37 protein-coding genes are annotated in these 24,188 nt (G+C 44.0%); 33 read left to right on the forward strand and 4 right to left on the reverse strand.

The genetic code is table 11. The features are described from left to right. Positions 1–160 precede the first annotated feature (160 nt). The 33 genes from DYU05_RS14805 (at position 161) to DYU05_RS14965 (ending at position 20,739) form a co-directional block, all read left to right on the forward strand. Positions 161–1,420, forward strand: coding sequence for a prephenate dehydrogenase (locus tag DYU05_RS14805; protein ID WP_117384020.1), 1,260 nt, complete (start codon positions 161–163; stop codon positions 1,418–1,420). Between the two features lie 228 nt (positions 1,421–1,648). Next, on the forward strand, positions 1,649–2,266 hold the full coding sequence (gene rplC / locus DYU05_RS14810) for a 50S ribosomal protein L3 (protein WP_117383875.1): 618 nt from the start codon (positions 1,649–1,651) through the stop codon (positions 2,264–2,266). Position 2,267: 1 nt separating this feature from the next. Further along, positions 2,268–2,900 (forward strand): 50S ribosomal protein L4, encoded by a 633-nt coding sequence (gene rplD / locus DYU05_RS14815; protein ID WP_117383876.1) that lies wholly within the window; start codon positions 2,268–2,270, stop codon positions 2,898–2,900. A gap of 2 nt (positions 2,901–2,902) precedes the next feature. Further along, positions 2,903–3,193, forward strand: coding sequence for a 50S ribosomal protein L23 (gene rplW, locus DYU05_RS14820; protein WP_117383877.1), 291 nt, complete (start codon positions 2,903–2,905; stop codon positions 3,191–3,193). 8 nt (positions 3,194–3,201) lie between these two features. Then, entirely contained in the window at positions 3,202–4,029 is an 828-nt protein-coding gene (gene rplB, locus DYU05_RS14825; RefSeq protein ID WP_117383878.1) for a 50S ribosomal protein L2, read from the forward strand. Next, positions 4,029–4,295, forward strand: coding sequence for a 30S ribosomal protein S19 (gene rpsS / locus DYU05_RS14830; protein ID WP_066006044.1), 267 nt, complete (start codon positions 4,029–4,031; stop codon positions 4,293–4,295). The genes rplB and rpsS overlap by 1 nt, the downstream gene beginning before the upstream one ends. A gap of 6 nt (positions 4,296–4,301) precedes the next feature. Then, positions 4,302–4,730 carry a 50S ribosomal protein L22 gene (rplV, locus tag DYU05_RS14835; RefSeq protein ID WP_117383879.1) on the forward strand — a complete coding sequence of 143 codons (429 nt, stop codon included), beginning with the start codon at positions 4,302–4,304 and terminating at the stop codon, positions 4,728–4,730. 6 nt (positions 4,731–4,736) lie between these two features. Then, entirely contained in the window at positions 4,737–5,594 is an 858-nt protein-coding gene (gene rpsC / locus DYU05_RS14840) for a 30S ribosomal protein S3 (RefSeq protein WP_117383880.1), read from the forward strand. A 49-nt stretch (positions 5,595–5,643) separates the two neighbouring features. Then, positions 5,644–6,066: a 50S ribosomal protein L16 gene (gene rplP, locus DYU05_RS14845; protein ID WP_117383881.1), complete on the forward strand. Its 423-nt coding sequence runs from the start codon at positions 5,644–5,646 to the stop codon at positions 6,064–6,066. Positions 6,067–6,140: 74 nt separating this feature from the next. Continuing rightward, entirely contained in the window at positions 6,141–6,344 is a 204-nt protein-coding gene (gene rpmC, locus DYU05_RS14850; protein WP_117383882.1) for a 50S ribosomal protein L29, read from the forward strand. A gap of 21 nt (positions 6,345–6,365) precedes the next feature. Then, on the forward strand, positions 6,366–6,620 hold the full coding sequence (gene rpsQ / locus DYU05_RS14855; protein WP_008506277.1) for a 30S ribosomal protein S17: 255 nt from the start codon (positions 6,366–6,368) through the stop codon (positions 6,618–6,620). 1 nt (position 6,621) lies between these two features. After that, positions 6,622–6,990, forward strand: coding sequence for a 50S ribosomal protein L14 (rplN, locus tag DYU05_RS14860; RefSeq protein ID WP_073405786.1), 369 nt, complete (start codon positions 6,622–6,624; stop codon positions 6,988–6,990). Between the two features lies 1 nt (position 6,991). Continuing rightward, complete coding sequence (gene rplX, locus DYU05_RS14865) at positions 6,992–7,333, forward strand: 50S ribosomal protein L24 (protein WP_117383883.1); 342 nt, start codon at positions 6,992–6,994, stop codon at positions 7,331–7,333. Then, entirely contained in the window at positions 7,333–7,902 is a 570-nt protein-coding gene (gene rplE / locus DYU05_RS14870) for a 50S ribosomal protein L5 (protein WP_117383884.1), read from the forward strand. The genes rplX and rplE overlap by 1 nt, the downstream gene beginning before the upstream one ends. Then, the gene (gene rpsN, locus DYU05_RS14875; protein WP_078347784.1) at positions 7,895–8,164 is read left to right on the forward strand and encodes a 30S ribosomal protein S14; all 270 of its coding nucleotides are present in this window, start codon (positions 7,895–7,897) and stop codon (positions 8,162–8,164) included. Before rplE ends, rpsN begins: the two co-directional genes overlap by 8 nt. Positions 8,165–8,318: 154 nt before the next feature. After that, positions 8,319–8,717, forward strand: coding sequence for a 30S ribosomal protein S8 (gene rpsH / locus DYU05_RS14880; RefSeq protein WP_117383885.1), 399 nt, complete (start codon positions 8,319–8,321; stop codon positions 8,715–8,717). 15 nt (positions 8,718–8,732) lie between these two features. Beyond that, on the forward strand, positions 8,733–9,290 hold the full coding sequence (gene rplF / locus DYU05_RS14885) for a 50S ribosomal protein L6 (RefSeq protein WP_117383886.1): 558 nt from the start codon (positions 8,733–8,735) through the stop codon (positions 9,288–9,290). Between the two features lie 5 nt (positions 9,291–9,295). Further along, on the forward strand, positions 9,296–9,640 hold the full coding sequence (gene rplR, locus DYU05_RS14890; protein ID WP_117383887.1) for a 50S ribosomal protein L18: 345 nt from the start codon (positions 9,296–9,298) through the stop codon (positions 9,638–9,640). Positions 9,641–9,652: 12 nt separating this feature from the next. After that, on the forward strand, positions 9,653–10,171 hold the full coding sequence (gene rpsE / locus DYU05_RS14895) for a 30S ribosomal protein S5 (protein ID WP_117383888.1): 519 nt from the start codon (positions 9,653–9,655) through the stop codon (positions 10,169–10,171). 6 nt (positions 10,172–10,177) lie between these two features. Continuing rightward, positions 10,178–10,357, forward strand: coding sequence for a 50S ribosomal protein L30 (gene rpmD / locus DYU05_RS14900; RefSeq protein ID WP_117383889.1), 180 nt, complete (start codon positions 10,178–10,180; stop codon positions 10,355–10,357). A gap of 4 nt (positions 10,358–10,361) precedes the next feature. Continuing rightward, positions 10,362–10,808 carry a 50S ribosomal protein L15 gene (rplO, locus tag DYU05_RS14905; protein WP_117383890.1) on the forward strand — a complete coding sequence of 149 codons (447 nt, stop codon included), beginning with the start codon at positions 10,362–10,364 and terminating at the stop codon, positions 10,806–10,808. A 6-nt stretch (positions 10,809–10,814) separates the two neighbouring features. After that, positions 10,815–12,158 (forward strand): preprotein translocase subunit SecY, encoded by a 1,344-nt coding sequence (gene secY, locus DYU05_RS14910; RefSeq protein WP_117383891.1) that lies wholly within the window; start codon positions 10,815–10,817, stop codon positions 12,156–12,158. Between the two features lie 8 nt (positions 12,159–12,166). Beyond that, on the forward strand, positions 12,167–12,958 hold the full coding sequence (gene map / locus DYU05_RS14915; protein ID WP_117383892.1) for a type I methionyl aminopeptidase: 792 nt from the start codon (positions 12,167–12,169) through the stop codon (positions 12,956–12,958). 63 nt (positions 12,959–13,021) lie between these two features. After that, the gene (gene infA, locus DYU05_RS14920; protein WP_022833270.1) at positions 13,022–13,240 is read left to right on the forward strand and encodes a translation initiation factor IF-1; all 219 of its coding nucleotides are present in this window, start codon (positions 13,022–13,024) and stop codon (positions 13,238–13,240) included. Between the two features lie 9 nt (positions 13,241–13,249). Further along, a complete protein-coding gene (ykgO, locus tag DYU05_RS14925) occupies positions 13,250–13,366 on the forward strand; it encodes a type B 50S ribosomal protein L36 (RefSeq protein WP_022833269.1) in 117 nt (38 codons plus the stop codon). Positions 13,367–13,436: 70 nt separating this feature from the next. Beyond that, the gene (rpsM, locus tag DYU05_RS14930) at positions 13,437–13,814 is read left to right on the forward strand and encodes a 30S ribosomal protein S13 (protein ID WP_117383893.1); all 378 of its coding nucleotides are present in this window, start codon (positions 13,437–13,439) and stop codon (positions 13,812–13,814) included. 120 nt (positions 13,815–13,934) lie between these two features. After that, positions 13,935–14,324 carry a 30S ribosomal protein S11 gene (gene rpsK, locus DYU05_RS14935; RefSeq protein WP_117383894.1) on the forward strand — a complete coding sequence of 130 codons (390 nt, stop codon included), beginning with the start codon at positions 13,935–13,937 and terminating at the stop codon, positions 14,322–14,324. Positions 14,325–14,390: 66 nt separating this feature from the next. Then, positions 14,391–14,999: a 30S ribosomal protein S4 gene (gene rpsD, locus DYU05_RS14940; protein ID WP_117383895.1), complete on the forward strand. Its 609-nt coding sequence runs from the start codon at positions 14,391–14,393 to the stop codon at positions 14,997–14,999. Between the two features lie 96 nt (positions 15,000–15,095). Beyond that, positions 15,096–16,088, forward strand: a complete 993-nt coding sequence (locus tag DYU05_RS14945) for a DNA-directed RNA polymerase subunit alpha (protein ID WP_117383896.1) — start codon at positions 15,096–15,098, stop codon at positions 16,086–16,088. Positions 16,089–16,240: 152 nt separating this feature from the next. Beyond that, entirely contained in the window at positions 16,241–16,792 is a 552-nt protein-coding gene (rplQ, locus tag DYU05_RS14950; protein WP_117383897.1) for a 50S ribosomal protein L17, read from the forward strand. Positions 16,793–16,956: 164 nt separating this feature from the next. Then, complete coding sequence (locus tag DYU05_RS14955) at positions 16,957–18,693, forward strand: thiamine pyrophosphate-dependent enzyme (RefSeq protein ID WP_117383898.1); 1,737 nt, start codon at positions 16,957–16,959, stop codon at positions 18,691–18,693. Between the two features lie 85 nt (positions 18,694–18,778). Beyond that, positions 18,779–19,444 (forward strand): phosphatase PAP2 family protein, encoded by a 666-nt coding sequence (locus tag DYU05_RS14960; protein ID WP_117383899.1) that lies wholly within the window; start codon positions 18,779–18,781, stop codon positions 19,442–19,444. Positions 19,445–19,545: 101 nt separating this feature from the next. Continuing rightward, complete coding sequence (locus DYU05_RS14965; protein ID WP_117383900.1) at positions 19,546–20,739, forward strand: DUF1624 domain-containing protein; 1,194 nt, start codon at positions 19,546–19,548, stop codon at positions 20,737–20,739. Positions 20,740–20,783: 44 nt separating this feature from the next. Here the strand turns inward: DYU05_RS14965 and trxA are convergent, their stop codons facing one another. From trxA to DYU05_RS14985, 4 genes are all read right to left on the reverse strand, one after another. Beyond that, positions 20,784–21,080: a thioredoxin gene (gene trxA / locus DYU05_RS14970; RefSeq protein WP_117383901.1), complete on the reverse strand. Its 297-nt coding sequence runs from the start codon at positions 21,078–21,080 to the stop codon at positions 20,784–20,786. Between the two features lie 235 nt (positions 21,081–21,315). Beyond that, the gene (locus DYU05_RS14975; protein ID WP_117383902.1) at positions 21,316–22,191 is read right to left on the reverse strand and encodes an alpha/beta hydrolase; all 876 of its coding nucleotides are present in this window, start codon (positions 22,189–22,191) and stop codon (positions 21,316–21,318) included. A 100-nt stretch (positions 22,192–22,291) separates the two neighbouring features. Beyond that, a complete protein-coding gene (locus tag DYU05_RS14980; protein ID WP_117383903.1) occupies positions 22,292–23,287 on the reverse strand; it encodes an MBL fold metallo-hydrolase in 996 nt (331 codons plus the stop codon). A 52-nt stretch (positions 23,288–23,339) separates the two neighbouring features. Further along, entirely contained in the window at positions 23,340–24,170 is an 831-nt protein-coding gene (locus tag DYU05_RS14985; protein WP_117383904.1) for an alpha/beta hydrolase family protein, read from the reverse strand. Between the last annotated feature and the right edge of the window lie 18 nt (positions 24,171–24,188).

Here is a 24,188-nt window from a genome sequence, read left to right on the forward strand (position 1 = left end):
TTACACAAGCTAAAGTTTGATAAATTAAATATCAGTATCGCTACGTAAGGATTAAGTATTTAATCATTAATAGGCTTTAACTCTGGCTAAATGTATAAAAAAGATGTGTACCGCCGATAAGTGTATTGCTCCAAAACATATATTAGCCATTATTTTAAGCATGCAGATAGGTTTTATAGGGTTAGGAGACATGGGGCGTTTATACGCCAAAGCTTTTGCTACGGTAGGTTACCAGGTTTGTGGTTGCGACCTGCCCGTTAACCGTGCCAAGCTGGAGGAAGAATTACAGCCTTTTGGTATTACTGTAATGGATGAGGGGAAAGATGTTGCCCGTATAAGTGATCTTGTTATCTACTCTGTAGAGGCAGAAAAGCTGGAGCAAGTGGTGGCCGAGTGCGGGCCCTCAACCAAGTATGGCGCTATAGTTGCCGGACAGACTTCAGTTAAACATCCGGAAATTGCTGTTTTTGAGAAATACTTGCCGGCAGACGCACAGATTATCACTTTTCATGCCATGCATGGGCCGGGCTTTCAACCGAAGGGGCAAAAACTTATTTTGATACCTCATCGGCATGCTGGAGATGCTTACCTTCAAATGAAGCAGCTGTTTACAGTTGTAGAGACCGACATTGTTGAAGTACCCGATTATCATGAACACGACCGCATTGTTGCGGATACTCAGGCAGTAACACATGTCGGATTTGAAAGTATGGGCACGGCGTGGAAGGCTGCTGGTTTTTTTCCATGGGAAAATGCCTCCTACGTCGGTGGTATAGACAATGTTAAGATATTAACTACACTGAGAATATTCAGCTATAAAGCGCACGTATATGCAGGCCTTGCTATTTTAAACCCATACGCCCGGCAGCAGGTCAGGCAATACGCCACATCCGAGTCGGAACTGTTCAAATTGATGATTAAAGAGGAAGAGCAGGAGTTTAGGGCCAGGCTATACCGCGCACGCGATTTTGTATTCCACGAAAGCCGTAAGCTGATCATGTTTAATGACAATGTAATGCGGGAGTTCTCTTTGTCTTCTGAAGCCGGCCATCAAAAACCCAACTCGCATTTAAGTATATTAAGTATGGTTGATGCCTGGTACCACCTTGGCGTAAACCCTTATGATAACTTAATTGCTCAAACCCCACCTTTTCGTTTGCGCCTGGGGATAGCGGAATACTTGTTTAAAAATGACGAGTTGCTGGAAGAATCTATCAAAACGGCTTTATATGACAAAACCATAAGGGGAGACGATCTGGAGTTTCACTCTGCCGTACGCGAATGGGCTGCTATCATAGGCTACGGTGATATGGAAGGTTATAAGAAGCATTTTACCGATGTGCAGGAGTTTTTTAAAGACAGGCTGCAGGAAGGAAATAAACAAAGTGCCGAATTGATTAAAAGATTAATGGAATCTTAGTCTTTGTTATGACTACAAGTTACTGATTGCTTGCAATTCCAACAGCTATCTAGCAATCGTTTTCTTCATCAAAAATAACTTTATTATTTTCTGAATATATTTTGAAAAATAACTTGTTAACTATTTGACAATTAATACAAAATTTCTATCTTTGCCGTCCCTTAACGGGGGATAATATGCCTTGAACGAAGCCCTACTGCTTCGATGGGCACTAATAAAATATAGAAAATGTCAGGAATAATTGGAAAAAAAGTAGGAATGACCAGCATTTTCGATGAATCAGGCAAGAATATTCCTTGTACTGTAATCGAAGCTGGCCCTTGCGTAGTAACTCAGGTCAGGTCTGTAGACACTGACGGTTATGCAGCTGTACAGCTTGCATACGGTGAGAAGAAAGAAAAGAACACCTCTGCTCCCTTAAAAGGCCATTTCCAGAAAGCCGGCACTACTCCAAAACGTAAATTAGTTGAATTCAAAACCTTCGAGGATGAAAAAGCCCTTGGTGACACTGTTACCGTGGAAATTTTCTCTGCCGGAGATTTTGTGGATGTAGTTGGCACGTCTAAAGGTAAAGGTTTTCAGGGTGTAGTTAAGCGTCATGGTTTCGGCGGTGTGGGTATGCAAACTCACGGTCAGCACAACCGTTTACGCGCTCCGGGTTCATTGGGTGCTTCTTCATGGCCTTCACGTGTATTTAAAGGTATGCGCATGGCGGGTCAAACTGGTAATGTTCGTGTTAAAGTACAAAACCTTGAAGTGGTTAAGGTATTTGCAGAGCAGAACCTGTTGGTAGTTAAAGGTTCCATCCCGGGAGCTAAGGGTTCATTCGTAATAGTGGATAAATAAGATGGAAGTTAACGTATTAAACGTATCAGGTAAAGAAACAGGTGCCAAGGTGCAACTTCCTGAGTCCGTATTCGGTGTTGAGCCAAATGATCATGCTATTTACTTAGATGTAAAGCAGTTCTTAGCTAACCAGCGCCAGGGTACGCACAAAGCAAAACAACGTAATGAAATTGCAGGTTCAACCCGCAAATTACATAAACAAAAAGGTACTGGCGGCGCCCGTGCAGGTAGCATCAAATCACCATTGTTCAATGGTGGTGGCCGTGTTTTCGGTCCGCAACCGCGCGACTATAGCTTTAAGCTGAACAAAAAGCTTAAATCATTAGCTCGTAAATCAGCCTTGTCATACAAAGCGCAGGACAACAACATTCTGGTGTTAGAGGATTTCAACTTTGATTCTATCAAAACAAAATCTTACATCAAGATGGAAGCTGACCTGAACGTTACTAATGATAAAACATTATTGGTATTGGCAGGTGTTGAAAACAACAACGTGTATTTATCAAGCAGGAACCTGAAGAAAACCAAGGTGATCTCTGTTGAGCAGCTTAACACTTACGATGTGTTAAACGCCGGCAAGCTTATCTTAACTACAGGCGCTGTTAAAACTTTGGAGGAAGCATTAGCTAAGTAATTATGGAAATTTTAAAACAACCCCTACTTACTGAGAAAGTAACTCAATTAACCGAGAAGCTTAACCGTTATGCTTTCAAAGTTGATCACAGGGCTAACAAAATTCAGATAAAAGGCGCCATTGAGGCTATGTACGGCGTTACCATTACAGCGGTAAACACCATGAAGTATGTAGGTAAGCTCAAAACCCGCAACACAAAAGCAGGTGCTGTACAAGGCCGCTCTGCTACTTATAAGAAAGCCATCATCACTTTGAAAGATGGCGAAACAATTGATTTTTACAGCAATATATAAATACAGAGATGGCAGTAAAAAGATTTAGACCGGTAACCCCGGGCACCCGTTTCAGGATTGATGTATCTAACTCAGATATCACAACTAACGTTCCTGAAAAGTCGTTGGTGGTATCAGTTAACACAAGATCAGGCGGACGTAACCACAGCGGTAAAATGACTATGCGCTACTTAGGTGGTGGTCACAAACAAGCATACAGGTTAATTGACTTCAAACGCGATAAATTTGATATCCCGGCAAAAGTTGCAACTATCGAGTACGATCCTAACCGTTCGGCACGTATAGCACTGCTGCACTTTGTTGACGGTGAAAAACGATACATGATAGCGCCGGAAGGCTTAACAGTTGGCCAGGTTGTAGTGTCTGGTGCAAATGTAGCTCCGGAGGTTGGTAATACACTTCCTTTGAAGAGCATTCCACTGGGTTCTATCATTCACAACATTGAGCTTAATCCTGGCCAGGGTGGTACCATCGCTCGCAGCGCGGGTACTTATGCACAACTATCTGCACGTGATGGTAAATATGCCATCATCAAATTGCCTTCTGGCGAAACCCGTATGATATTGTCAACTTGCTTGGCAACTATTGGTACCGTTTCAAACGGCGAGAAAGCAAACGCAGTGTTAGGTAAGGCTGGCCGTAAACGTTGGTTAGGTCGTCGCCCTCGCGTTCGTGGTGTAGCCATGAACCCGGTAGATCACCCTATGGGTGGTGGTGAAGGCCGTGCATCTGGTGGTCACCCACGCTCACGTAAAGGTTTGTTAGCTAAAGGCTACAAAACCCGTGATAAGAAAAAAGGATCTGATCGTTATATCATTGAAAGAAGGAAAAAATAATGGCACGTTCAATTAAAAAAGGACCATACATTGATCATAACCTGGAAAGAAAAGTTCTGACCCTGAATGATTCAAATAAAAAATCGGTTGTAAAAACATGGTCACGTCGTTCCATGATCTCTCCTGATTTCGTCGGTCATACATTCGCAGTACACAACGGTAACAAGTTTATCCCTGTGTATGTAACAGAAAACATGGTTGGTCATAAGCTGGGAGAGTTTGCGCCAACCCGTACATTCCGCGGTCACGCAGAAAAGAAAAAATAACAGGCAATGGAAGCAACAACAAAAATTAAAAAGTCTGTACTAATCAGGCAACAAAAAGAAGCTGCAAAAGCTCAAACAGGTGGCGCTTCTGTTGCTAAGCTACAGGACTGCCCAACCTCTCCGCGCAAAATGCGCCTTGTGGTTGACCTGATCCGTGGTGTTGAGGTTAATAAAGCTTTAGGCATCCTAAAATTTACTAATAAAGAAGCCGCTATCCGCGTAGAAAAGCTTTTGTTATCAGCTATCAAAAACTGGGAAGCTAAAAACGAAGGTGCACGTCTAGAAGACAGCGCTCTTTATGTAAAAGAAGTATCTGTAGGTGGCGGTCGTCAGCTGAAAAGGTTACGTCCTGCTCCGCAAGGAAGGGGTTACCGCATACGCAAGCGCTCTAACCACGTAACACTTATAGTGGATAGTTTAAACGTAAACAACTAATTTGAAATGGGACAAAAAGCACATCCAATAGGCAACAGGTTAGGGATAATCCGCGGTTGGGATTCTAATTGGTTCGGTGGAAATAACTACTCCGACAAATTAGTTGAAGACGAAAAGATCCGCAAATACTTATCAGCCCGTATTAACAAAGGCGGGGTATCTAAAGTAGTTATCGAACGTACTTTAAAACGCATCACTGTAACCATTCACACTGCCCGTCCGGGTATTGTTATCGGTAAAGGTGGCCAGGAGGTTGATAAGATCAAAGAAGAGTTAAAGAAATTGACTAAGAAAGATGTTCAGATCAACATCTTCGAGATAAAACGCCCTGAGCTTGATGCTCAGTTAGTTGCCGAAGGTATTGCAAAACAGCTTGAAGCACGTATATCATTCCGCCGTGCCATGAAAACCACAATTGCTTCTACCATGAGAATGGGTGCTGAAGGAATTAAGGTGATGACCAGCGGTAGGTTAGGTGGTGCCGAAATGGCACGTACCGAGCAATATAAAGAGGGAAGGATTCCGTTACATACCTTCCGCGCTGATATTGATTACGCTTTAGGCGAAGCCCTTACTACTTATGGTAAAATAGGTGTAAAGGTGTGGATTTGCAAAGGCGAAGTTTACGGCAAACGCGATTTGTCACCAAACATTGGTGGTACAAGCAGCGCAAGCGGTAAAGGCGGACGCCCAGAAGGTTCACCATCATTTGGTGGCCGTGATAATGCCAGGGGTGGCGAGCGTGGCGGTGAACGCCGCGGCGACCGTAAACCAGGCGCAGGCGGCGACCGCAGAGGCGGTAGCCAGGGTAACAACCGTGGCGGTGGCCAGGGCGGTAACCGTGGTGGTGCGCCAAGGAGATAATAAATTAAAGAATTAAGAAATATCTGTGAAGATATAAAAGCTTAAAAAAATGCTACAGCCAAAAAGAACTAAGTTCAGAAAGATGCAAAAGGGCAGGATGAAGGGGTTAGCCACTCGTGGCGCCGAGCTTTCATTCGGATCTTTTGGTATAAAATCACTCGAAGCAGCCTGGATAACCAGCCGCCAGATCGAGGCTGCACGTATTGCTGTAACACGTTTCATGAAACGTGAAGGACAGGTTTGGATCAGGATTTTCCCTGACAAGCCGGTTACCAAAAAACCAGCAGAGGTACGTATGGGTAAAGGTAAAGGTGCTCCCGAGTATTGGGTTGCAGTTGTACGCCCGGGCCGTATGATATTCGAGGCAGAAGGTGTACCACTAGAGGTTGCCAAAGAGGCTTTGCGCCTTGCTGCACAAAAGTTACCTGTGCAAACCAGGTTTGTAACGCGTAGGGATTACGCAGAGGCATAAATAAGTTTGAGGTTTTGAGTAGTGAGTTATGAGAACTCAGCACTCAGAACTCAGAACTCAAAACTATTAAAGAAATGAAGAACTCAGAAATTATAGGGCTTACGACTGAAGAATTAACAGCAAAGCTCAGCGAGGAGAAAACAACGCTCACTAAACTGAAATTTGCTCATGCAGTTTCGGCTATTGAAAATCCGAGCCGTATTACAAAAGTGCGCAAGGAGATTGCTCGTTTAAATACTGAAATAACAAAGCGCAAAGCGGCGTCAGCTTCTAATTAATTTTAAGCGTCGGAGGAAACAATGGAAAGAAATTTAAGAAAAACGCGTACCGGCCTGGTAGTAAGCAATAAGATGGAGAAATCTATTGTGGTTGCCGTTGAGCGTAAGGTGAAACACCCTATTTACGGTAAGTTCGTAAAGAAAACTACCAAATTTATGGCTCATGACGAAACCAATACCTGTGGCATTGGCGATACCGTATTGATTATGGAAACCCGCCCGCTGAGCAAGAGCAAAAACTGGAGATTAGTTCAAATTTTAGAAAGGGCTAAATAACATGGTACAGCAAGAGTCAAGATTAAATGTAGCCGATAACAGCGGAGCTAAAGAAGTTTTAGTTATTCGTGTATTAGGCGGTACCGGTAAGCGTTACGCTTCTATCGGTGATAAAATAGTTGTTACCGTAAAAAGCGCCTTACCATCAGGTAACGTTAAAAAGGGTACTGTATCAAAAGCAGTAGTAGTACGCACCAAGAAAGAGATTCGCAGGAAAGATGGTTCGTATATCCGTTTTGACGATAATGCAGCCGTGTTGTTAAACAACCAGGATGAGCCAAGGGGCACACGTATTTTCGGCCCAGTTGCAAGGGAATTACGTGAAAAGCAATTTATGAAAATTGTATCATTAGCACCGGAGGTATTATAATATGGAAAAGAAAGTAACAAAACCAGCCAAATTAAAGCTTCGCAAAGGCGATTTGGTACAGGTGATAGCCGGTGACGCCAAAGGCTCACAAGGCAAGATCGCTGAGGTGATCATTGATAAAAACCGCGCTATTGTAGAAGGCGTTAACATGGTATCTAAACACACCAAACCTAACGCTGCTAATCCTAACGGTGGTATTGTAAAGCAGGAAGCTGCCATACACATTTCTAACCTTGCGCTGGTTGAACCTAAAACAGGCAAAACTACCCGTGTTGGCCGTAAATTAAACGACGCCGGCAAACTAGTAAGGGTATCTAAAAAATCAGGGGAGGAAATTAAGTAATGGCCTACGTACCACGTTTAAAATCAAAATACAAAGAGGAGATCCGCACCGCTTTAAAGGACAAGTTCCAATACAAAAGCGTAATGCAGGTTCCTAAATTAGAGAAGATCGCTATCAACCAGGGTGTTGGCGGTGCTACTACCGATAAAAAACTTATCGAGAACACCATCACTGAGCTAACTACCATTACCGGTCAGCAAGCGGTTGCTTCAAAATCTAAAAAGGATATTTCTAACTTCAAATTACGTAAGAACATGCCAATCGGCGTTCGTGTAACCTTACGTGATAACACTATGTATGAATTCCTTGACCGTTTAATTGCTGTTGCCCTTCCACGTATCCGTGACTTCAAAGGTATCAACGATAAAGGTTTCGATGGCCGCGGTAATTATACTTTAGGTATATCTGAGCAGATCATCTTCCCTGAGATCAACATCGATAAGATCAACAAGATCCAGGGTATGGATATCACCTTTGTAACCTCTGCTACCAACGATGTTGAAGCATTAGAGTTACTTAAGCAATTTGGTTTACCATTTAAAAATCAAACTCCAACTAACAATGGCTAAAGAAGGCGTAAAGGCTCGTGAAGTAAAACGTGCCAAATTAGTAGCAAAATATGCTGAAAAAAGGGCAGCCCTTAAAGCCGCCGGCGATTACGTAGCGTTAGACGCATTACCAAAAGCATCATCACCGGTAAAATTGCACAACCGTTGCAAGCTAACCGGCCGCCCACGTGGTTACATGCGCCAGTTTGGTATCTCTCGTGTTACTTTCCGTGAGATGGCACTTGCCGGTAAGATCCCGGGAGTGAAAAAAGCAAGCTGGTAAGCAGTAAATAAAGATCTGAGTTTAAATTCAAAACATACTTCGGTAAGTTTTGAATTTTTTCGTAATTTCGCGGCTCGATTTTTACACAACGAATTAACAGATGGAAGGTCGCCCGGAGGTCCGGGAAGGAAACCACCGTCACTAACAACAAATAATGAATACAGATCCAATCGCAGATTATCTTACTCGAGTAAGGAATGCTATTAAAGCCAACCATAGGGTTGTTGAAATTCCTGCATCAAATCTGAAAAAGGAAATCACTAAAGTGCTTTTCGAAAAAGGTTACATTGCTAATTACAAGTTTGAGGACAACGGCCCTCAAGGCATCATTAAAGTTGCTTTGAAGTACCACCCAATCACTAAAGTTCCTGCTATCCGCAGCGTATCACGTATTAGTAAACCAGGTTTGAGGAAATACGCTGGCATGGATACCCTGCCGCGTGTATTAAATGGTTTAGGTATCGCTATCCTGTCCACTTCTAAAGGTGTTATGACCGATAAAGAGGCCCGCGCACAGAATGTAGGTGGCGAAGTTTTATGCTACGTTTATTAATAGGAGGAAAAAGCAATGTCAAGAATAGGAAAAGCACCTATAGCACTAACCGGCGGAGCCACCGTTACCGTGTCTGCAGATAATGTAGTTACTGTAAAAGGCCCAAAAGGCGAGTTGCACCAGGCTGTTGATAAAGATATCACCATAGAACAGGCTGATGGCCAGTTACTGGTTAAACGCCCAACCGATCAGAAACGCCACAAAGCGCTTCACGGTTTGTACCGCGCATTACTAAACAACATGGTAATTGGCGTAACCGAAGGCTACAAAGTTCAGCAAGAACTTGTAGGTGTGGGTTACCGCGCAACTAACAACGGTAATACATTAGACCTGGTGTTGGGTTATTCTCACCACTATGTGTTTGAATTACCACAGGAAATTAAAGTTACAACTACTGCTGATAAGGGTAAGAACCCAACCATCATCCTGGAGTCTAACGATAAACAATTGATTGGCCAGGTAGCGGCAAAGATCCGTTCACTGCGTACACCAGAGCCTTACAAAGGTAAAGGTATCAAGTTTGTTGGCGAAGTATTGAGAAGAAAAGCAGGTAAATCAGCATCTAAAAAGTAATCGTCATGAAATTATCAAGAAGAGACAGGATTAAAAAAGGCATTCGTAAACGCCTTTCAGGATCAGCAGCCCGCCCACGCTTATCTGTTTACAGGAGCAATAAAGGCATCTACGCGCAAATTATTGACGATGTATCAGGTAAAACTTTAGTATCAGCTTCATCTCTGTCAAAAGAGTTTACCGCTGATGGTAACAAAAGCGATCAATCTACAGCAGTAGGCAAGCTGGTAGCCGAAAAAGCTATCGCAGCAGGCATTAAAGATGTAGTGTTCGACAGGAATGGTTACCTGTACCACGGCCGTGTTAAATCATTGGCAGAAGGTGCACGTGAGGCTGGTTTAAACTTTTAATCGAAAACAGAAATGTCAACAATCAACATAAAGAGAGTAAAATCCAGCGAGATCGAATTAAAAGATCGCCTGGTAAGCATACAGCGTGTAGCCAAAGTAACCAAAGGTGGCCGTACATTCAGCTTTTCTGCTATTGTAGTAGTAGGTGATGAGAACGGTGTTGTAGGTTACGGTTTGGGTAAAGCGAAAGAGGTAACCGAAGCAATTGCTAAAGGTATTGATGATGCTAAAAAGAACCTTGTTAAGGTTCCAATCATTAACAGCACTATCCCTCACGATCAGATTGGTAAGTTCAGCGGTGGTTTTGTCTATATTAAACCAGCAGCTAACGGTACCGGTGTAATTGCAGGTGGTGCGATGCGTGCCGTATTAGAGAGTGCCGGCGTACATAACGTATTGGCAAAATCAAAAGGCTCATCAAACCCGCACAACGTGGTTAAGGCAACCGTATCTGCATTATCGCAGCTGCGCGATGCTCATACAGTTGCTCAACAGCGCGGTATCAGTTTAGGTAAAGTATTTAACGGATAATCAGTCATGTCGAAAATTAAAATAACACAAATAAAAAGCGTTATCGACAGAAGCGAGCGCCAAAAGAAAACTGTTGAGGCATTAGGCCTTAAAAAAATTAACCACAGTGTGGAAGTTGAAGCCACTGCAGCTATTATAGGTATGGTGAAGAAAGTGAACCACCTGGTAGCAGTAGAAAATATCTAATATCATGAACTTAAGTAATCTTAAACCTGCAGAAGGTTCTACCAAGAATAAAAAACGTATTGGCCGTGGTACAGGTAGCGGCCGTGGCGGTACATCAACACGTGGCCACAAAGGTGCGGGTTCACGCTCTGGTACCAGCTCTAAAGTTGGTTTCGAAGGTGGCCAGATGCCATTGCAGCGCCGTGTACCTAAGGTGGGCTTTAAAAACCCTAACCGTGTAGAGTATGTTGGTGTTAACCTTGATGTATTGCAGGCATTAACCGAAAAGTACTCTTTAGAGGCGGTTGATTTTGCAACATTGAAAGAGCACGGCTTAGCATCTCGTAATGACCTGATCAAAATCTTGGGTCGTGGCGAACTGAAAGCTAAATTAAATGTAACTGCACACGCGTTTACTGCTACTGCACAAAAAGCTATTGAAGCAGCCGGCGGCACTATCGTTAAGCTATAATTTCCGATGAAGAAATTTTTCACCACATTATCCAATATCTGGAAAATTGAGGATCTAAGAGTGCGTATTACAAACACACTCTTATTTCTTTTGATATACCGTGTTGGTTCGTTTATCATTTTGCCGGGTGTAAATGCGGCCTCTGTTCAAAACGGCAAAGCTAAAGAAGGCATTGTAGGTTTATTGAACATGTTTGCTGGCGGTTCGTTTTCACGTTCGTCTATTTTTGCGTTGGGTGTAATGCCTTACATTTCTGCATCCATTGTGGTGCAGTTGTTGGGTATAGCAGTGCCTTATTTCACCAAAATGCAAAAAGAGGGTGAAAGCGGCCGTAACAAGTTAAACCAGTGGACACGCTACCTAACAATAGGTATCACTGCTTTACAGGCTATAGGTTACCTTAAATCTCAGGTTAGTCCTGATGCTATGCTTATTGGCAACCCATGGTTCCTGGTACTAAACACGTTTGTGTTAACAGCAGGTACATTGTTTGTAATGTGGCTTGGCGAGAAGATCACCGACAAAGGCATTGGTAACGGTATATCACTCATTATTATGGTGGGTATCATAGCACAGCTTCCAGCTGCGTTCGCTACTGAGTTTCAGTCGCGCACAGGCGGTCCCGGTGGTTTGATCACCTTCATTGTGGAAATTGTGGCCTTATTAGGTGTAGTAATGTTTACCATACTTATTGTACAGGGTACCCGCAAAATTGCGGTACAATATGCAAAACGTATAGTTGGCAATAAGCAATACGGTGGCGTACGCCAGTATATTCCTCTAAAGGTGAATGCTGCGGGTGTAATGCCTATCATCTTCGCCCAGGCGCTGATGTTTATACCTACTACTGTTGCTCAGTTCTTCCCAAATGCGGCTTCAAACGGTATTTTAATATCATTATCAAATTACAATTCATGGCAGCATAACCTGGTATTCGCTATTTTGATCATATTGTTCACTTACTTCTATACAGCTATTACTGTAAACCCGAAGCAAATGAGCGATGATATGAAAAAGAATGGGGGCTTTATACCAGGTGTTGCACCAGGCATCGCAACTACCAACTTTATTGACGAGGTTATCTCTAAGATCACCTTGCCAGGCTCTATCTTCCTAGCTATTGTAGCTATCATACCGGCAATTGCCAGCATGGTAGGTGTTAGCAGCCTGTTTGCAAGGTTCTTTGGTGGTACGTCCCTCATCATCCTTGTAGGTGTTGTGTTAGATACTTTACAGCAGATAGAAAGCCACTTGTTAATGCGCCATTATGACGGATTAATGAAGACCGGTCGTATCAAAGGCCGTTCAAGCGTGCCTACTGCTGCAGGTGCTACGCCGCCAGCCATCTAAAATAAAACATGTCAAAGATCATTTATAAGTCTGTCGAAGAGATAGAACTAATAAGAGAAAGTTCTTTACTTGTTTCCAAGACACACGGGGAAATAGCTAAGGTTATAGGCCCCGGTGTTACTACCCTTGAGCTTAATAAACTTGCCGAAACCTTTATCCGCGACAACGGCGGGGTGCCGGCATTTTTAAATTACAACGGCTTCCCTTATTCTCTTTGCATATCGCTTAACGATCAGGTAGTACATGGTTTTCCTAGTAAACACGAGTTGCGCGAGGGGGACTTGGTATCCGTTGATTGCGGCGTTATCCTTCACAAGTACTATGGCGATTCAGCTTTTACCTTTGCTATTGGTGAGGTAGACGAGCTAACCCAGAAACTTATGCGCGTAACCCGGGAATGTTTAGACCTGGGTGTGGAGAAAGCAGTAGTTGGTATGCGCATCGGCGACATCGGTCATGCCGTACAACAGCATGCCGAAAAGAACGGCTTTGGCGTAGTTAAAGAGCTTGTCGGCCATGGTGTAGGTACACGCCTTCACGAAAAGCCGGAAGTGCCAAACTATGGCAAGCGCGGTAGCGGTACTAAACTGGAAGAAGGTATGGTAATAGCTATTGAGCCTATGATAAACGCCGGCAGGGCAGGTGTTAAGTTTTGGGATGATGGCTGGACAGTATCTACTGTCGACAAAAAGCCATCGGCACATTACGAGCATACGGTGGCTGTAAAGAGGGGCAAGGCCGATGTTTTATCAACGTTTTCTTACATTGATAAAGTTTTAGAAGAAAAAAATAAAAATTAAAATTTTTTTGTTAATTTTGCATCCCGGTTTTGGGGCGGATAATTAAGTAATAATCAATAAAATATGGCTAAACAATCATCGATCGAGCAAGACGGCACAATTCGGGAAGCGTTATCTAACGCAATGTTCAGGGTTGAGTTGGAGAACGGTCATGAGATAATTGCACATATATCCGGTAAAATGCGGATGCACTACATCAAAATTCTTCCTGGTGACAGGGTGAAACTGGAGATGAGCCCGTATGACCTTACAAAAGGAAGAATAACCTACAGATATAAATAACAACGAGAGATGAAAGTTAGAGCATCCATTAAGAAACGCAGCGCTGATTGCAAGATCATTCGCCGTAACGGGAAACTTTACGTGATCAACAAAAAGAATCCTAAGTTCAAACAGCGTCAGGGATAATTACAAAGCACTTGTAACGATTCGTACAACGGTAGCCGCCGTTCGGTCGTTTACTTAAAAACAAACAAATATGGCAAGGATCTCCGGTATTGATTTACCAAAGAACAAAAGAGGTGTAATTGGTTTAACTTACATCTACGGCATTGGCCGCTCTACTGCAGAAGAAATTTTGAAACAAGCTGGCATTGATGAGAGTGTTAAGGTACAGGAATGGTCTGATGACCAGTTAACTGCTATCCGTACCATCATCAACGATCAGATAAAAGTTGAAGGTGCTTTACGTTCAGAAGTTCAGCTGAACATCAAACGTTTAATGGACATAGGTTGCTATCGTGGTACCCGTCACCGTAAAGGTTTACCTCTGCGTGGTCAGCGTACTAAGAACAACTCACGTACCCGTAAAGGTAAACGTAAGACAGTTGCTAACAAGAAAAAAGCTACTAAATAGTAATTGATTAATGGCAATGGGCAGCAATGCTCATTTGCTGTTAGGACTATATTAACATTAACAATTATGGGTCTTGGTTATGCAGTAACCTAATAATCCGTAAGCAACATTAAAAACAAAATGGCTAAAGCTAAAAAAGTTACCAAAAAGCGTATTGTTGTTGTAGAGTCAGTAGGCGAAGCACACATCAACGCTACCTTTAACAACATCATCATCACCCTTACCAACAAAAGCGGCCAAGCTATTTCATGGTCTTCAGCTGGTAAAATGGGTTTCAAAGGTTCTAAAAAGAACACTCCTTACGCTGCCGGTCAGGCTGCTGCCGATTGCGGTAAAGCTGCTTATGACCTAGGCTTACGTAAAGTTGAGGTATTTGTTAAAGGCCCGGGTTCAGGCCGCGAGTCTGCTATCCGCACCCTGCAAACAACAGGTATCGAGGTAACTACTATAAAGGACATCACCCCGCTTCCGCACAACGGTTGCCGTCCATCAAAACGCAGAAGAGTTTAATTCACACTATTTTTAAAGCTAAGATTCGGCAGCTGCGGGCTGCTTGATACTTTAAAACACACTACAATGGCAAGATATACAGGCCCAAAATCAAGAATTGCGCGCAGGTTCCGCGAACCAATCTTCGGTCCGGACAAAGCGCTGGAAAGAAAAAACTATGGCCCTGGTATGCATGGCGCTTCTAAAAGAAGAGGAAAGCAATCAGAGTACGCTGTACAGTTAATGGAAAAACAAAAGGTAAAATACACTTACGGTGTATTAGAACGTCAGTTCGAGAACCTTTTCCACACTGCATCAGCTAAAGAAGGTATCACAGGTGAAAACCTGCTTAAATTTTTGGAAGCACGTTTAGATAACGCTGTTTACCGTTTAGGCATCGCTCCAACACGTTCAGGCGCACGCCAGTTGGTTGGTCACAAACACATCACCGTTAACGGCGAAGTGGTAAACATTGCATCATACCAGCTTAGGGCAGGTGATGTAATAGCCGTACGCGAAAAATCAAAATCTCTTGAAGCTATTACCAATTCGGTAGCTGGCCGCAAGATTAATAAATACAGCTGGTTAGAATGGGATGCTGCTAACTTAACAGGCAAATTCCTTAACTACCCTAATCGCGATGAAATCCCTGAGAATATCAAGGAAAACCTTATCGTCGAGTTGTACTCAAAATAATAACGATATTTTTCTGCGGAATGATCGGCATTGTATGTCGATCATTTTCGCGGTTAAAGTCAATCCAATTAAGTAAACAATAAACAAAAGATATAAATGGCAATTTTAGCATTTCAAAAACCAGACAAGGTTATCATGCAGAAATCAAATGATTTTGATGGCACGTTTGAATTTCGTCCGTTAGAACCAGGATTCGGTATAACCATTGGTAATGCTCTGCGTCGTATCTTACTTTCTTCATTAGAAGGTTACGCCATCACATCTGTACGTATTTCAGGTGTGTTGCATGAGTTTTCTACCATCAAAGGTGTGGTTGAAGACATGACCGAGATCATCCTAAACTTAAAGCAGGTTCGCTTTAAAAGATCAGGTGAAACCAGCGATAATGAGAAGGTATTTGTAATCATTAGCGGTCAGGATGCTTTCAAAGCCGGTGATATCACCAAGTTTTCAAACAACTTTGACGTACTGAATCCTGAGCTGGTTATCTGCAATATGGATCCTTCAGTTACGCTTGAAGTTGAGCTTACTGTTGCTAAAGGCCGTGGCTATATTGCAAGCGAAGAGAACAAAAATCCTGATGCTAACGTAGGTGTAATAGCTATCGACTCTATCTTCACCCCGATAAAGAACGTTAAGTATACATTGGAAAACTACCGTGTAGAACAGAAAACGGATTATGAGAAACTGATCCTTGATATTTCTACAGATGGTTCTATCCACCCTGAAGACGCACTTAAGCAAGCTGCTAAGATCCTTATCCAGCACTTCATGCTGTTCTCTGATGAGAATATGATGCTTGAAGCACAGGCTAAGGAAGAAACTAAAGAGGTTGACGAAGAGATCCTGCACATGCGTAAGATCCTTAAAACCGAATTGGTTGATCTTGACTTGAGCGTACGTGCTCTTAACTGCTTAAAAGCTGCTGACATCCGCAGCCTGGCTGACTTAGTATCTTACGACGTTGCCGACATGCTTAAGTTCAGGAACTTCGGTAAAAAATCATTAACTGAGATCCAGGACCTGGTTAAATCAAAAGGCTTATCTTTTGGTATGAACCTGGCCAAGTTTAAACTGGACGAAGAATAAACAACAGAATTAAGAGATAAGAATCAAGAGTCAGGACTATCTTGGTTCTTGATTCTTATCTCTTTAATCCCTTTAACAACCGCGTAATTCCGAGGGCTTGACGATAAAACGCCGCCCAACGGTATGCACGTGCCACTAACAACAAAAAAACAATGAGACACGGTAAAAAAGTAAACCACTTAGGCCGCACTGACAGCCACCGCAAAGCGATGCTGGCTAACATGGCCTCTTCACTTATCCTGCACAAACGCATTACGACTACGCTTGCAAAAGCTAAAGCACTGCGTGTGTATGTTGAGCCACTTGTAACAAAATCAAAAAACGATACTACGCACTCTCGCCGTACCGTATTCAGCTACCTGCAGGATAAGGACACCGTGAACATCTTGTTCCGCGAAGTTGCTGAGAAAGTTGCTAACCGTCCGGGTGGTTACACGCGTATTGTTAAGTTAGAAAACCGTTTAGGTGACAACGCTGAAATGGCGATCATTGAGTTGGTTGACTACAACACCGTATACGGTAAAGATACTGCTGCTGCCACTGCTAAGAAATCACGTCGTCGTGGTGCTGGTAAAGCTAAAGCTGCTGCTACTGCTGAAGTTGAAACTGCACCTGTTGCTGAAGCAGCTCCTGCTGTTGAAGAAGCACCTGCTACTCCGGAAGCACCAGCTGCTAACGAAGAAAATGCAGAAAAAGGAGAGTAATTCCTCTTTCGATATGATTATTAAGGACGGCTTCCAATTTGGAGGCTGTTCTTGTTTTAACACCTTTTACTGCCGCTATAAAGCTAACCTACGCAAGCTAATTACTAATATTTAAAACCCCTGCCGCGCTGTGAGGTTTAGTAGTAAACCAAACAGAAAACAAAATGGCGAACGTAGCAGATCAACTGGTAGAAATGCTGGTAAAGGCGGGAGTGAAGAGGATATACGCGGTTACAGGTGACAGTTTAAACCAAGTTAATGATGCTGTACGTCGCGAAGGCAGCATACAATGGGTGCATGTTAGGCATGAGGAAGCTGGCGCTTATGCAGCCGGTGCCGAGGCGCAGCTTACGGGTAACATAGCATGTTGTGCCGGCAGCAGTGGGCCAGGGCACGTGCACCTGATAAATGGCTTGTACGATGCGCACCGGTCCGGCGCGCCGGTTATAGCAATAGCTTCCACCGTTTCCAGCTATGAATTTGGTACCGAATACTTCCAGGAAACCAATACAATAAAGCTATTTGACGATTGCAGCTTTTTTAACCACATAGCTACCACAGCTAAACAGATGCCACGCATGCTGCAAACCGCTATACAAACGGCTATACACCGTAAAGGTGTTGCGGTGCTGGGCTTGCCTGGCGATGTAACTGAGTTAGATGCAGAAGAATCGTTAACATCCGACGAAAACTACTACCCTGTGCCTGTAATAAGGCCATCTGATGCTGACCTGCAATCACTTGCAGCTATGCTGGAAGGACACAAGCGAATAACCATTTTTTGCGGGATAGGTGCAGCTGACGCGCATGACGAAGTGGTGCAGCTCTCACAATTGCTAAATGCGCCTGTAGCATACTCTTTCCGAGCAAAAATGGATATCCAGTATGATAATCCTAATGAAGTAGGCATGACCGGACTATTGGGTTTACCATCCGGTTATCATAGCATGCATGAGTCGGACTTGCTGCTTCTGCTGGGTACAGATTTTCCGTACACCCAGTTTATGCCTACCGATTGCAAGATTGTACAGGTGGATACCAAGCCCGAACGTATTGGCCGCCGCGCCAAGGTAGATGTAGGTTTATGCGGGTCTATAAAAGATACTTTGCAGGCATTGCTGCCTATTGTGAAGCAAAACGCTGATGATAGCTTCTTAAAGGCTCAGCTGGATTTTTATGCTGAGGTAAAGAAGAATATGCGGATCTACGTAGATGACGCAGGGAAGAAGGAAAATATGCACCCTGAGTTTATATCTACCCTGATAGACGAGCTGGCTGCCGAAGACGCCATTTTTACGGTTGATACCGGTATGTCGTGCGTGTGGGGAGCCAGGTACATTAATGCGACAGGTAAACGCAAGATGATAGGCTCTTTTAATCATGGCTCTATGGCCAATGCAATGCCGCAGGCTATCGGTGCAGCTTTGGCCTTTCCAGGAAGGCAGGTTATTGCGCTTTGCGGCGATGGGGGCCTTAGCATGCTGCTGGGCGATTTGGCCACCATTACGCAGTATAATTTACCTGTAAAGATTATCGTGTTTAATAATCGTTCGCTCGGGATGGTAAAACTGGAAATGGAAGTGGCCGGCTTACCAGACTGGCAGACCGATATGCATAATCCGGACTTTGCCATGGTTGCGAAGGCGATGGGGATAAAAGGGATTACAGTGAAGGACCCCGAAGAGGCTAAGCAGGCACTGCGCGAAGCATTAATGTATAACGGGCCGGCACTGGTAAATATCTTTACCGACCCTAACGCTCTTGCCATGCCGCCTAAAGTAGAACTGGGGCAGGTAAAAGGTATGGCACTATCGATGTCAAAATTAATACTTAGCGGTAAGATGGATGAAGTGCTGGATACAGTTAAGTCCAACTACAAACATCTTAAAGATTTAATATAACAAATTGAAATGCCGGATGAGGGACGCAGCACCTGCTGCGTCCCTCATCCGTTTAAATTGAGTTTACAAAAGATTAACTTAGCTAATGAACACGCGCAGACAGCAAATACTGACCTACGTTCTCATCCTTATCAGCATCGGCTTTATTGCACTTACAGTATTAGTAAAGCTGTTCCCTATGTCTGTGCTGGATGTCGACTTTTCCAAAGCTGTTCAGCGCCACCAGAACGCGTTCCTGGACGAAGCCATGTACATGGTAAGCTATCCCGGGTATATGCCGCAGTCGCCAATCCTTATTGCAGTCACCAGCATTATTTTACTAATATTAAAGTATAAGAAAGCCGCTTTGTATGTTGCGTTAACTGCTCTTGCCGGGTTGATCAGTACCATTATAAAAGCGCTGGTAAACCGCGAGCGCCCAACCGGTGATGTGGTGCGGGTGGTACTTAAAACAACACAGCAAAGTTTTCCCAGCGGGCATGTGCTGTTCTACGTTATCTTCTTTGGTTTCCTGGTTGTGCTTATGAATCAATTGGAGGGTGTCCCAAAGGTAGTGCGCGCTATAGTGACTATCACAAGCCTGCTCATGATCTTTCTTATACCGCTATCCCGCATATACATGGGTGCACATTGGTTTACAGACGTTACAGGCGGTTTCTTGCTTGGCCTGTTATGCTTGTACCTGTTATCGTGGCTGTACTTGCGAAAGCCTGCAAAAAGAGACGAAGCCCCGGTGGCGGAGACAAAATAGATGGTCTTGTTTTTACGAGTCAGAATTTTTGGTGCATCATGCTCCCTCTTGATAATGCCAACATATTTTCCGTATCTTCATCTGCATAAACCTTCATTACGATGAAACCCGCAACAGATGCAGTAAAGCAACGGATACAATCAATCGATATCCTGCGTGGTGCTATCATGCTAATTATGGCTATTGACCATACCCGCGATTTTCTTCATAAAGGCGGGCAGTTGTATGATGCTACCAATATGGGCACAACTTATCCGGCATTGTTCTTTACACGTTGGATAACCCATTTCTGCGCTCCTACCTTTGTGTTTTTAAGCGGTGTGTCGGTTTATCTTGCAGGTACACGGCGTACTAAATCAGAGTTGAGCAGCTTTCTTTTAAAGCGCGGGTTATGGCTGATTGTTGTCGAGGTGTTACTGATTACTTTTGCTTTCTCCCTAAATCCGCTGTACAACGCTTTTGCTTTACAGGTGATATGGGCTATAGGGGTAAGCATGATCATATTAGGGCTCCTCATTTGGTTGCCGGTGCGGGTGATTGGCCTTATTGGATTGATCATAATTGTTGGGCACGATTATATAACCACACTAAAACTTACACCTAATACCACAGAAGACACTCTAGTAAAGATCCTTTTTACAGCCAGGGGCTTTTTGATACCGCTGAATGCTAATCATTTCATATTCGATCTTTACGCTATAATTCCCTGGACGGGCGTGATGCTGTTGGGATATACGTTTGGTACACTGTACAAAAGGGAGTATAACCCCGCCAGCCGAAAGCGGTTCCTGATATATTGTGGCCTGGCGGTATTTGCGTTGTTTTTAGTATTACGCTTTATGAACGGTTACGGAGATCCCGCACCATGGGCGGTACAGAAGAACGGGATATTTACCTTTATGTCTTTCCTGAACGTAAGCAAGTATCCGCCATCATTAATGTACTGCTGTTTAACATTGTCTGTAGGGATGATCGTGTTGGCACTTACCGAAAACGCCACCGGTAAGCTGGCTGCCTTTTTTAAAGTTTACGGCAGTGTGCCGTTCTTTTACTATGTATTACATTTCTACCTCATAAGGACGATTACGATAGCCGTGTTCTTTGCTCAGGGTTTCAAAACTTCGCAGATCATAACGCCTAACATGCCATTTCTTTTTGACCCGCCGGGGATGGGCTTTAGTCTTGGAGTAACCTACTTGTGGTGGCTAGGTATCATACTAACCCTTTACTTCCCATGCAGGTGGTTCAGCAACTATAAGAAGACCCATAAGCAATGGTGGTTAAGCTACTTGTAACAGCAGCAACTTTACTGAATACTCTTCTGTAGCTGGCTTTCAGCTTAGATGTATTGGTTTAGCACTTGCTGCAATTGACTGGCTTGCATAACGCCGCTTTGGCGCCATTTACTTTGCCCGTTTTGAAACACCATTAAAGTGGGTACGCTTTGCACGTTATAAGCGCTTGCTGCCGAAGGATTCTTGTCGATGTCTATCTTGATAATGGTGACCTTATCGCCCAGTGCGTCTTTCACCTGTTTTAATATAGGTGGCATCATTTTACACGGGCCGCACCACTCTGCAGAAAAGTCTACCAACACCGGTTTTTCCGACGCGATTATATCTTTAAAGTTTGCCATGACGTTCTCCCTGGTTAATGTTGTGTATTACTGGCTATTCTAATAGTATAACAAGTGTATCATAATAAGGTGTTACACCTGATACACCTTTTTTCTGCTCTTTTTTGCTAAGTATTTGTTTTATAATAAGATGCATAAATTACATGTTTAAACATGTTACACTTTTGCGATTCATGTTACAGTTTTTTGGCAATTTCAAGCTCATGATACAGTGCTGCCCGCCTGATCAAACTGCTTAGTGCAATACCTTTTTACGCTCGGGTTTCAGGATGTGCGTGTCTTCAAGCCAGTCGGCAAGTCGTTCGGGCCAGTGGTTTATAGATACCAGCTTTCTGTTGGTACCCATATTAAAAGCGTGATCGCCCTGGGCATACATATGCAGTTCTACAGGCACTTTAGCTTCGCGGTACCGCTGCAGCAATTGTATCAACGGAAGCGAGCAGCAGGCATCATCATTAGCAGCTACCAGGAAAGCTGGTGGCGCATCAGCACCGATGTGCTCAGGTACAAAGGAAGGGCCCGGGTACACCTGTACAATAAAATTTGGTTTGGCGTCCAGGCGGTCAATCGGGTCGGTGGCTTTGGGGTCACCTTTACCATTCTCAAAAGCGATCATGTCCACCACCTCTCCACCCGCCGAAAAGCCCATCAGGCCAATCCTGTTCGTATCTATAGCATACTTATCTGCCATGCTTCGTACCAGGCGCATAGCCCTGAAAACGTCCTGCTTGGGGTGTACATCCACTTTATAAGGTGAAAGGGTGTCTCGTCCTAAACGGTATTTCAACACAAAAACGGTTATACCAAGGTTAGTGTAAAACTTCGCTGGGGCAACACCTTCGGAATTATACACCAGCAAACGGTGCCCGCCACCGGGACAAACCACCACCGCGGCACCGTTAGCCTTATCGGCAGGTGGTGCAAACACGGTAATAGATGGATTGTGTATGTTGCGCACGTAGCAGTCTTTTGCAACCTCGGGCTCGTTGCGGCGGTTCTCGAAACCGGGCGCTCCTTTGGGCCAGAGAGGTATTACGGTTTGTGCATTCACAAATTCAACGCATAAAGTAAGCAAAGCCAATATTGGCAGATGACGTAAATTCTTCTTCATTCAGCGGCAGGTTATACAAATTGTATGATTTCTCTTATAGTTTAAGACCACACAATTCAGTTATAAATATAGTGAATGAAGTTGTTTTATCGTTGCTATTTTACTGCATAAAATGCTTCCACCAGCCTGTATTTACCGGCCGACCGGCCTCTGTAGGCTGCCCTGGCTGAGGTAAGAAAAGGTTTATGTTTTTCTCAACGGCGTATTTTTCTATCCGCTCGGCGGGCTCATACCATGCATGCGGAGCAAGGTTAAATGTACCCCAGTGAATGGGCATCATTATTTTGCCCTTAAGATCAATATGCGCGTTTGAGGCGTTATCCGGACCCATATGTATGTCTGGCCAGTATTTGCCATAAGCGCCTATCTCCAGCATGGTAAGGTCAAACGGGCCATAAGTGTCACCTATTTCTTTAAATTGCGGTGAATAACCAGAATCTGCACCGAAGTAGATGTTGTGTTCAGGTCCCTTAATTACAAACGACGACCACAAAGTTTCATCCCGGTTAAAAGCTCCCCGACCGGAAAAATGCCTGGCAGGTGCTGCTGTAATACGGCAATCGCCAATTGTTACACTATCACCCCAGTCCACTTCATGGATGTAGTTTTTTGGCGTGCCCCAGCTCTCCAGGTACTTGCCCACACCTAAAGAACAGATGAAAGGGATTTGCTTATCCGCAAGAAACTTGATGGTGTCTTTATCAAGGTGATCATAATGATCATGGGAGGATATAATAACGTCGATTTTCGGGAGCTCTGTTAATGCAAGTGGGGGTTGGAAAAAACGTTTTGGGCCGAAATATTGTGTGAACGATACCCTGTTGCTCCAGACAGGGTCGGTAAGTATACGTATGCCGTCTATCTCTATGATCAGGCTGGAATGGCCTATCCACGTTACCCGCAGGCCACTGGCGGGTGCTGTTTCATAAACAGCAGGGTTGGTGCGAAAAGGCCCGAGTGTTTTCTTAGGTGTGTTCTCCGCCGAGTTATTAATGTATTCCTTTAAAATAGGAACCATTTTACCCAGTCCTGCTGCATCCGTAGGGATGGTATTAACAAACTTATTTCCTTCTTTACGTGATCCGGGTATGCTCATGGTTGATGTTTCGCTTGTAAGGTGTAGACGAGCAAGTCGTAATATAATTTTATCAAATAGCGAAAAACTCGATAGCTACGTCACAAAACTTTAATAATGGTGGCGGCAAGGTTTTTTCCAGCCATGGATGTTTGGCATTAAACACATGGTCTGCGCCTTCAATTACAACGTATCCGGCTGCGGGCTGTGCGTTACTCAGTTCATCTGCCTGGGTTAGCGGCACACTGGCATCCTGGTCGCCATGTACAATTAGCCAGGGCTGAATAATTTGCGAAGCTTTGCGCTGCACATCAAGGCGTTCCATGTTCTTTTCTACATCTTCAAGCAAAGTGACGCGATAAGGCATGTCTTGCCCGGTACGTGCGTTGCGCATGTACATAACGCCCTGTAGCTTCCATTGCTCTTCGGCCTGTTTAGGCCAAAGGTTATAAAAGCTGGATATGGCAGCCTCGGTCACCAATTTTATTACACGGTCGTCTTCCGCTGTTTTAATGATGCTTATGGCGCCACCCATGCTATGGCCGATAAGGTAAACGCCATTTGCGCGGGGAATAGCCGCGCCGCTGCAGGCAAAATCTATTACGTTCTTCAGGTCCTCCAGTTCAATCGAAAAAGTGTTGTCGCCAAAAGCTATCAGGTCGGCAAACTCGGTGAGGTTGTCTGCAGTGGTGCCGTTATGTGAAAAGTTAAACTTCAGGAACCTAAAACCATGCTCGGCAAAATAACGGGCCACCAGGTTATGGGCGCCCCAGTCTTTAAAACCGCGTATGCCGTGTGCAAATATCACCAGTGGTGCAGCAGGGTTTATATCGTCATACGTAATGTCGGCAGTGATACCGCGGCCGTTTGCACCGGGGATGGTGTATTGCTCCTGGATGATCATCGTTTTGTTCTGAGTTAC

Origin of the sequence: Mucilaginibacter terrenus (genome assembly GCF_003432065.1) — a bacterium.
Taxonomy (GTDB): Bacteria; Bacteroidota; Bacteroidia; order Sphingobacteriales; family Sphingobacteriaceae; genus Mucilaginibacter; species Mucilaginibacter terrenus.